Origin of the sequence: Microbacterium rhizomatis, assembly GCF_008710745.1 — a bacterium.
Lineage (GTDB): Bacteria > Actinomycetota > Actinomycetes > Actinomycetales > Microbacteriaceae > Microbacterium > Microbacterium rhizomatis.
Genome location: NZ_VYSA01000003.1, coordinates 431,138 through 439,372 on the forward strand (window position 1 = coordinate 431,138; position 8,235 = coordinate 439,372).

5 protein-coding genes are annotated in these 8,235 nt (G+C 66.3%); 4 read left to right on the plus strand and 1 reads right to left on the minus strand.

The window, feature by feature from the left end; genetic code table 11:
• Positions 1 to 39: 39 nt before the first annotated feature.
• The 4 genes from F6B43_RS15880 to F6B43_RS15895 are packed head-to-tail and all read left to right on the plus strand — an operon-like array spanning position 40 to position 5,061.
• Complete coding sequence (locus tag F6B43_RS15880) at positions 40 to 1,302, plus strand: ABC transporter substrate-binding protein (protein ID WP_150449951.1); 1,263 nt, start codon at positions 40 to 42, stop codon at positions 1,300 to 1,302.
• Positions 1,302 to 2,261, plus strand: coding sequence for a carbohydrate ABC transporter permease (locus F6B43_RS15885; RefSeq protein ID WP_211368168.1), 960 nt, complete (start codon positions 1,302 to 1,304; stop codon positions 2,259 to 2,261). The genes F6B43_RS15880 and F6B43_RS15885 overlap by 1 nt, the downstream gene beginning before the upstream one ends.
• Complete coding sequence (locus F6B43_RS15890; protein ID WP_211368169.1) at positions 2,258 to 3,163, plus strand: carbohydrate ABC transporter permease; 906 nt, start codon at positions 2,258 to 2,260, stop codon at positions 3,161 to 3,163. The genes F6B43_RS15885 and F6B43_RS15890 overlap by 4 nt, the downstream gene beginning before the upstream one ends.
• Complete coding sequence (locus F6B43_RS15895; protein ID WP_170285689.1) at positions 3,163 to 5,061, plus strand: glycoside hydrolase family 127 protein; 1,899 nt, start codon at positions 3,163 to 3,165, stop codon at positions 5,059 to 5,061. The genes F6B43_RS15890 and F6B43_RS15895 overlap by 1 nt, the downstream gene beginning before the upstream one ends.
• A 100-nt stretch (positions 5,062 to 5,161) precedes the next feature.
• Here F6B43_RS15895 and F6B43_RS15900 read toward each other — a convergent pair.
• On the minus strand, positions 5,162 to 8,235 hold a 3,074-nt coding region (locus F6B43_RS15900), incomplete at its 5' end, for an RHS repeat-associated core domain-containing protein (protein WP_150449953.1).

The window sequence follows — 8,235 nt, forward strand, 5'->3', positions numbered from 1 at the left end:
ACCACGCTCTGTTCCGTCAATGATGAAGGGAATCAACGCATGTCGTACTCTCGCCCACGCCGCCGCCTCCTGAGGGGGGCCGCTCTCACCGCCGCGCTCGCACTCTCCGTCGGCGCGCTCGCCGCCTGTGCCCCGGGGGGCAGCGCCCCGGTCTCCACCGCCGGAGCATCTTCCGGCCCGGTCACCCTCACCTGGTGGGACTACTACGCCGACGGCAGCGCCTCGAGCGAACAGCTGCAGGCTCTCCTCAAGCAGTACGAGGAGGAGAATCCGGACGTCACGATCAACCGCGAATTCATCGCCTACGCCGACCTGAAGCAGAGCCTGCTCCAGTCGGCCGGCGCCGGGTCGCTCCCCGACCTCGTCGTGATCAACAGCCCCGACCACCAGCAGTTCGCCGAGCTGGGGCTCGCGGCCAAGCTCGACGACAAGATCGCGGAGTGGGGTCAGCTCGACAAGTACCCCGAGGGCGTCATCGCCTCGGCGACCTACCAGGACAGCATCTACGGCCTGCCGGCGTCGGCGAACTGCCTCGCGTTGTTCTACAACAAGGCCATGTTCGATGCGGCAGGGCTCAAGCCGCCCACCACGTGGGCGGAGATGGAGAAGGATGCCGCAGCTCTGACCACTCCCGAGCACTACGGTCTGGCCTACTCGGCGATCAACAATCAGCAGGCGGTGTTCCAGTACCTCCCGGCGCTCTGGCAGAGCGGATCGGATCTGGATGACCTCACCTCGGATGCCGCCGTCTCGTCGCTGGACTACTGGGCGGGAATGATGGACAAGGGCAGCGTCTCGAGGGAGGCGCTCAACTGGGACCAGGCGGCCGTCGCCACCGAGTTCGCCCAGGGCCGCGCCGCGATGATGATCAACGGACCGTGGCAGCTGCCGTTCCTCGCGAAGGAGGCGCCGAGCCTCGAATATGGAGTGGCACTGCTTCCGTCCGGGAAAGAGGATGCCTCCGTCACGGGTGGTGAGAACTACATGGTGATGGCCAGCCCGAACGAGGACGCGGCGTGGAAGGTGCTCCAGTTCCTCCAGCAGCCCGAGAACGTGACCCTCATGAACGTCGCGGGCGGCAGCCTGCCGACGCGCAGCGACATCGACCCGTTCCCGGACAACGAGGTGATCGGGGTGTTCACCGATCAGCTGCAGGTCGCCCGGCCTCGGGCGTACGGCGCCAACTACGCAGAGATCGCCGACAAGCTCGTGGTGGCTCTGCAGTCCCGGATGACGGGTGCGGCCACCTCGAAGGACGCCCTCAAGACAGCATCCGACGCGATCGCGCCGCTGCTTCCGTAATGTCTCTGGATACCCGCACTGACTCTCGGGTGGCCGGCCCTGCGCCGGCCGCCCGAGGGCCGCGCGCGAAGGGGTTCCGCTGGCTCGATGTGATGGGCAGGTACTCGTTCGTCCTGCCGGCGATCGTCTTCCTCATCATCTTCCTGCTGTACCCCCTGCTCTACACGTTCAACCTCAGCCTGTTCGACGTCAACGCGGGCAACTTCCTCACCGGGGGAGCGCCCTTCGTCGGCCTCGAGAACTACGTGCAGTTCCTGAGCTCGCCGCAGTTCGTGCCGTCGCTCGTGATCACCCTGGTCTTCACGATCGGGTCGCTGGTGTTCCAGCATTCGATCGGGTTCATGTTCGCGCTGTTCTTCAACCGCGGATTCCCCCTGTCGGGCTTCCTGCGGGCACTCATGCTCGTGGTCTGGGTGCTCCCGGCCGTCGTCTCGGCGAGCCTGTGGCGCTGGATCTTCAGCGGAAGCTACGGCCTTCTGAACGCCTTCCTCGGTCTGATCGGGCTGCCCTCCACCGTGCCGTGGCTGGTGAATCCGCAGACCGCCCTGATCGCCGTCATCATCGCGAACATCTGGGTGGGCATCCCGTTCCACATGATGCTGCTGTACGCGGGCCTGCAGGGCGTGCCCGTGCAGCTCTACGAAGCAGCGCAGCTCGATGGAGCCAACGCCTGGCAGCGGTTCTGGCGCATCACCGTTCCGATGATGCGACCCGTGATCGTCATCGCCCTGCTCCTCGGGTTCGTGCACACCTTCAAGGTGTTCGACCTCATCTACGTCATGACGGCCGGAGGCCCCGCCGGAGCGACCAACGTGCTCTCGATCGAGGTCTACAAGCTGTCGTTCGAGTTCTTCCGGTTCGGTGACGGCGCAGCCGCCGCGAACATCCTGCTCATCATCCCGCTGCTGCTGTCGGTGCTCTACCTCTGGCTGCGCAGACGAGAGGAATCCACGCTGTGAGCACCACATCGCGCACGGTCACCATGACCGAGACCCTCGTCACACCGCACCGCAAGCCGTCCACGCGCGGGCTGAAATCGGAGCGGCCCAAGTGGCACCTGACGATCATCGCGGTGATCGTCGTCGGGATCTTCCTCTTTCCGCTCTACTGGATGATTTCGACGTCGCTGAAATCGCCGGATCAGCTGTTCACCAGTCCGCCGACCTGGTTGCCGATACCGGCCGACTGGAGCAACTACGTGACGGCGGTCTTCGACAACCCGCTGATGCTGCGGGCTCTCGGCAACAGCGTCATCATCAGCGTCGGAACCACCGTGCTCACGATCGTGCTGGCCGCACCCGCCGCCTACGCGATGGCGCGGCTCCGCTTGCGATGGACCGCCCTGCTGCTCCTGCCGTTCCTGGTCGCGCAGCTGCTGCCGGCGATCAACGTCGCCCTTCCGATGTTCGCGCTGTTCTCGCAGTGGGGTCTGGTCAACACCTATATCGGCCTCATCCTCGCAAACACGGTCGGGACGCTCCCGTTCGCGGTGATCGTGCTCCGGCCCTTCTATCTCACGATTCCCCGTGAGCTCGAAGAGGCCGCGGCCGTCGACGGGGCCACCCGGTTCCAGTCGTTCTTCCGCATCGTGCTGCCGCTGGTCCGGCCCGGGCTCGTGACGGTCGCGGTGTTCGCCTTCGTGATGACGTGGGGCGAGTTCGTGTTCGGTCTCACGCTCACCACGCAGCGCGAGATGCAACCCGTCACAGTGACGCTCAACGCCTTCATCGGCCAGTACGGCACCGAATGGGGGCCGCTGATGGCAGCATCCACGGTCGTGGCGATCCCGCTCATCATCGTGTTCGTCGTCTTCCAGCGCCACATCACGGGCGGACTCGCCGCCGGATCGGTGAAGGACTGATGCTGCCCGCCGTCCGGGGGCACGTGGGCCCGGTCGGCGCGGTGGCCGGGGGAGCCGTACAGGCGGTCACGGGTGCGCGGTTCGCCCCCGGCTTCCACGCCGAGCTGGTGGCGCGCAACCGCGCCGTCACGATTCTGCACGGCATCCGGATGCTGGAGCACGCCGGGAATCTGCGGAACCTCCGGCGCCTCGTCGGCGCATACGACGGCCCGTTCGAGGGGCCGCGGTTCGCGGATTCCGACGTGTACAAGACGCTCGAAGCGATCGCCTGGGAGCTCGGGCACCAGGAATCGGAAGAGCTGCGACGGTTCTACGACGAAAACGTGACCCTGCTGATCGACGCACAGCGCGAGGACGGATACCTCGACTCGGCGTACCAGCGGGGCGAGCCGTTCGGCGAACCATGGAGCGACTTCGCGCACGGCCACGAGCTCTACTGCCTCGGCCATCTCGTCCAGGCCGCGATCGCGGGTGTGCGCGCGCTCGGCGATGAGCGGCTGCTCGGCGTCGCCCAGCGTTTCGTCGCCCTCGTCGATCGCTTGTTCGGAGGTGACGACAGCCCGGTGTACTGCGGTCACCCCGAGATCGAGACCGCGCTGGTCGAGCTGTACCGCCTCACGGGTGACGAGCGTGCCCTTCATCTCGCCGAGGCGTTCGTGCGCCGGCGCGGCAGCGGTTTCGTTGCTCACGGCGATTTCGGCCCGCAGTACTACCAGGATGACGCGTCCGTGGTCGAGACCGCGACCATGCGCGGTCATGCCGTCCGGGCGATGTACCTGAACGCCGGCGTGGTCGATCTGCACCTCGAAACGGGCGACTCCGCCCTCTGGGATGCTGTCGCGCGCCAGTGGGCGGACCTCATCGCCCACCGGCTCTACCTCACCGGCGGAACGGGATCACGGCACCGCGATGAGGCGTTCGGCGACGCATACGAACTCCCCAGCGAACGCGCCTACGCCGAGACGTGCGCGGGCATCGCCCTGATGAATTGGGCGTGGCGGATGTATCTCGCGAGCGGCCGCGCCGACTACGTCGACGTGATGGAGCGGTGCCTCTACAACGTCGTGCTCGCGGGCATCTCCGAGTCGGGCGATCGCTTCTTCTACAGCAACCCCCTGCAGTTGCGCAGCGATCACGGTGCGAGCCAGCAGGAATCCGCCGGCACCCGGCTGGACTGGTTCTGGTGCGCGTGCTGTCCGCCCAACCTCATGCGGGTCTTCGCGACCCTCGAGCACGTGATGTTCGCGCGGCGCGATGACGAGATCCAGGTCGCGCACTTCGGGAACGCGGCCCTTGCGCTGGACGGGGGCGGCACCCTCGAGATGCGTTCGGACTTTCCGTCCGACGGCCGCCTCTTGTTCTCGGTCGCGGGTGATGCCGGCGCCGCAACGCTCGCGGTGCGGATGCCGGCGTGGTCGGAGGGATGCGCCGTGGTGCGCGTCGACGGGCTCGACCGCCCGACGACTGCGGTGGACGGCTGGCTTCACCTCGGGGCGCTCGCGGTCTCGTCGAACATCGAGGTCGAGTTCGCGATGGACCCCGTGGTGTGGCGGGCGCACCCGGGCGCCGACGCGCTGCGTGGCACCGTCGCGGTCACGCGCGGGCCGCTCGTTTATTGCGCGGATCAGGCCGATAATACCCTCGACGTCGAGCGGATCGTCGTGCCGACCGACCCGGTCTTCGACGTCGAGTTGGGGCAGGGGCTCGGCACGCTGCTCCGCCTCGAGGCGCAGGAGCTCGATGTCAGCGCGACATCGAGCCCCCTGTACGTGCGGGCCGACGCGCCCGCGCCGATCGCAGGTCCCGCGGAGGTTGCGCTCGTGCTCCGCGCCTACGCGACGTGGGGCAACGGTGGGCCCGGCGTCCATGCGATGAAGGTGTGGCTCCCGCGGGGCTGACCGCGGCCCGACCTGCGGAGTTTCCGCCCTGCCGCCGACCAGAAATGCCCCGCCCGCCATTTCGGGCCCCATCTGAGGGCGACACCGAGCTTGCGCAGAATCAATCGTACTTCTCCCACTTCAGACCGTCGTAATTCCTTCCGAACTGATTCTGATCCACGTATAGGAGCTTCCCCGCCGCGTCCTGGAATGCCACCTTCTCGACATATTTGCCGTCCGGATACACATTGCCACCTGCAGCGTTTTTGAGTGTCAGCAGGTCAGGCTGAATGGTCTTTCTTACCTGCTGAAGCATTGGCGTCCCATCCCGCCCTAGCGCGAGTATCGACCCTTCCAACCGGTGGAGGTTTGACAATCTTGACGCCAAGGCGCTGTTTTTCACTGTGACCGGAGAACCAAGAGCTCCATTAAGAGTGGGTTCCCATCGGAGACCTGTGAATACTTGGTTCGCTTGATCGAGATGGAACTCCGCCGAGTACTCCAGATCTGCCGACTTGCCCACGGACAGCATCGCGATTTCCGCGCCGTTGTCGTGGATGATCTTTGCCAAGTCCTTCGTTCGGAGATCGATTCCGAGGGCTTTCAGATCATTCTTGACGATTCGAGCGGTGTCGCCGATTACGCGATCAAGCTCCACTCTCACACTCAACTTCTTGATTGCTTTGGCACCGCCGACGGCGGCGGCGCCGGCGCCGATGCCGAGGACGGTTTCGGAGAGGGTGAGGCCGAGGGCGACATCGTCGCTCATGATGTCGGTGATGTTGTCGATGAGGACGAGGCTTGCGGTGGTGATGGTGTAGGCGTCGGCGATGAGGCCGGCGATGCCGAGCCCTCCTAGTGAGGCGCCGCCGGTGTACAGCGCGGAGACGATGCTGATCGCAGCGAAGGCGATGGCCATTCCGCCCGTGACCCAGTTGGTGATGCTTTCCCAGTCGGGGGTGTTGCCCGTGGGGTCGGTCATCATGATGGGGTTGAGGTGGGCGTAGTTGTAGGTGTTGTGCAGTTGTGCGGTGTCCTTCGTGATGAACCGCATGGTGCCGGGGTCGTACGTGCGGGCTCGCAGGTATTGGGCGCCGTTGGGGGCGGTCTGCTCCCCCGAGTACTGGAACGGCTGGTACGACAGGTTCCCTACCCACTCCAGCGTCGTGTCGCCCGCCGCAATTGCGCCGGTGCCCGTGGTGGTGGGGGTGCCGTAGTCGGTGTACGTGTACCGGGTGGTGGGGGCACCGTCGCTACCGGTGAGGGCGGTCGTGTTGCCGTGCCGGTCTTGGGTGTAGTACTCCGTGTCCGGCCCGGTGTCGGGGTTGGTGGTGGTGCGGGTGTGTCGGGTGGCGCCGATCAGGTACGACGCGGTCCCGGGCGGTTCGTCGCCCTGCGCATGGGTGTCGTTGATCAGGGTGGTGTCGTCCCAGTAGAACTCTGCCTCCCCGGACCCGTCGTTCAGACCGGTGGTGGCGAGGGTCGCGCGTTGCCCGGTCGCCCAGTACCCCGTCCGCACCGTGTCCCCGGTCGGGGTGATTTCGGTAACCAGTTGGTTGGCGGCGTTGTACGTGTACCGGGTGCCGTCTACGGCGGTGGTGAGGTTGCCTGCTCCGTCATAGGTGGGGGCGACCGTGGTCACGGTGCCGTCGGGGGTGGTGGTTCTGAGGCTGCCGATTTCGCCGGTCGGGGTGTAGGTGAACTCGCGTACCGTCGCCTGGCTGACCCCGGTGTCGGGATCGGTGGTCGTGACCGTCTCACGGGAGATGTCGCCCGACACGGTCACCACGTAGGACGTGTCCGAGACCACGGCCCCCTCGATGGTGTCGCCCTGGTGGAGGGTGGAGCGGGTGAGCCGGCCCTGATCGTCGTACTCGTACGCCGTTGTGGTGACGGTCGGATCCGACCCGTCCGCGGGGGTGGTGGTGTCGGTACGGTGGGTGAGGTTGCCTCGATCGTCGTACGCATAGGAGCGCGCCTCTTGCACGGTCCCGCCCGGGCCCGTCGTCGTCTCGGTCGCGATCTCGTTCCGCGACGTGTAGGCGTACCGGGTCGTGACCCCGTTCGCCCGCGACAACTCCGCGACCCGCGCGTACGCGTCATACGTGTACCCGACCCGACCGATCTCCGTCCCGCCCGCGTCGACCTGGACCGCGGACGTGAGGAGCCCCGCTTGGTCGTACACGTACGACGTGGTGTTCCCGGCGATATCGGTCGTGGACGCTTTGCGCCCGTTGCCGTCGTACGTGTGGGTGACCTGCTTCCCGTCCGGGTACGTGATGCTCGTGATGTTGTGGAGCGGATCGTACGCATATGCGACCTGCGTCCCCGCCCGGTCTGCCGGGTCGAACACCGCCAGCACATCACCGGTGACCGGGTCATACTCGAACCCGGTACGCACCTGGTCGCCGATCGGAGACGTCGTGACCGTCTCGGTCAGTTTCCGCGTCACCGGGTGATACGTGTTCACCGTCACCGCCCCGTACCCCGTGGTGGCTTTCGCCACCTTCCCATCCGGGGTGTACTCGTAAGTCGTGGTCGACGCGTTCTGGTCGGTCTCCGACAATGTCTGACCCAGGATGTCCAGAGTCCGGCTACCGCCGGAACGGGACTGATCCCCCTCGATGAGGGTCTTCTCCACACTCGCTCCGAACGCGTCGAACCGACGCTTCGCGACCACCGGCAGCCCCGTCGTGGTCTGCGGGGTGACCGTGGTCGTCGTCGGGTTACCGAACACATCCAGATCCGTCGTGATGGCCGCAGCACCATCGTTGGTGGATGTTTCGCGCCCGAACCCGTCGAACACCGACGCGATCGTCGGGACAGGAAGCGCATCGGCACGAGTACCCGCCGTTTGGGTGATCTGCCCGGCCACATCCATCACCTGGGTGGCGGTGTAGTCGGCATCCGCCAGATCCCCGGTGGGGGTCAGTCCGGTGGTGATGGTGTGGGCGATGTCGTCGTAGCGGGTGATCTTGGTCAGCCCGGTCGCTGCTCGCGTCTCGATCTCACGACCGAACACGTCCTGCTTCGTGACGGTGACCGCTCCCCACGCGTCGGTGATCTCGACCGTGCCCGGCACCGGGTACGCGCGGGACTCCACCACCCGCACCTGGCCATCGACGGGGTGCCCATTCCTGAGGTTGTCGGTGGTCTTCACGACCCGGCCGAGCGCGTCGGTCTGAGTGGTGGTGG

Excerpts from the sequence above, each read along its gene's own strand:
- F6B43_RS15885 (WP_211368168.1), top strand. The coding sequence starts at position 1,302 with ATGTCTCTGGATACCCGCACTGACTCTCGGGTGGCCGGCCCTGCGCCG.
- F6B43_RS15880 (WP_150449951.1), top strand. The coding sequence starts at position 40 with ATGTCGTACTCTCGCCCACGCCGCCGCCTCCTGAGGGGGGCCGCTCTC.
- F6B43_RS15895 (WP_170285689.1), top strand. The coding sequence starts at position 3,163 with ATGCTGCCCGCCGTCCGGGGGCACGTGGGCCCGGTCGGCGCGGTGGCC.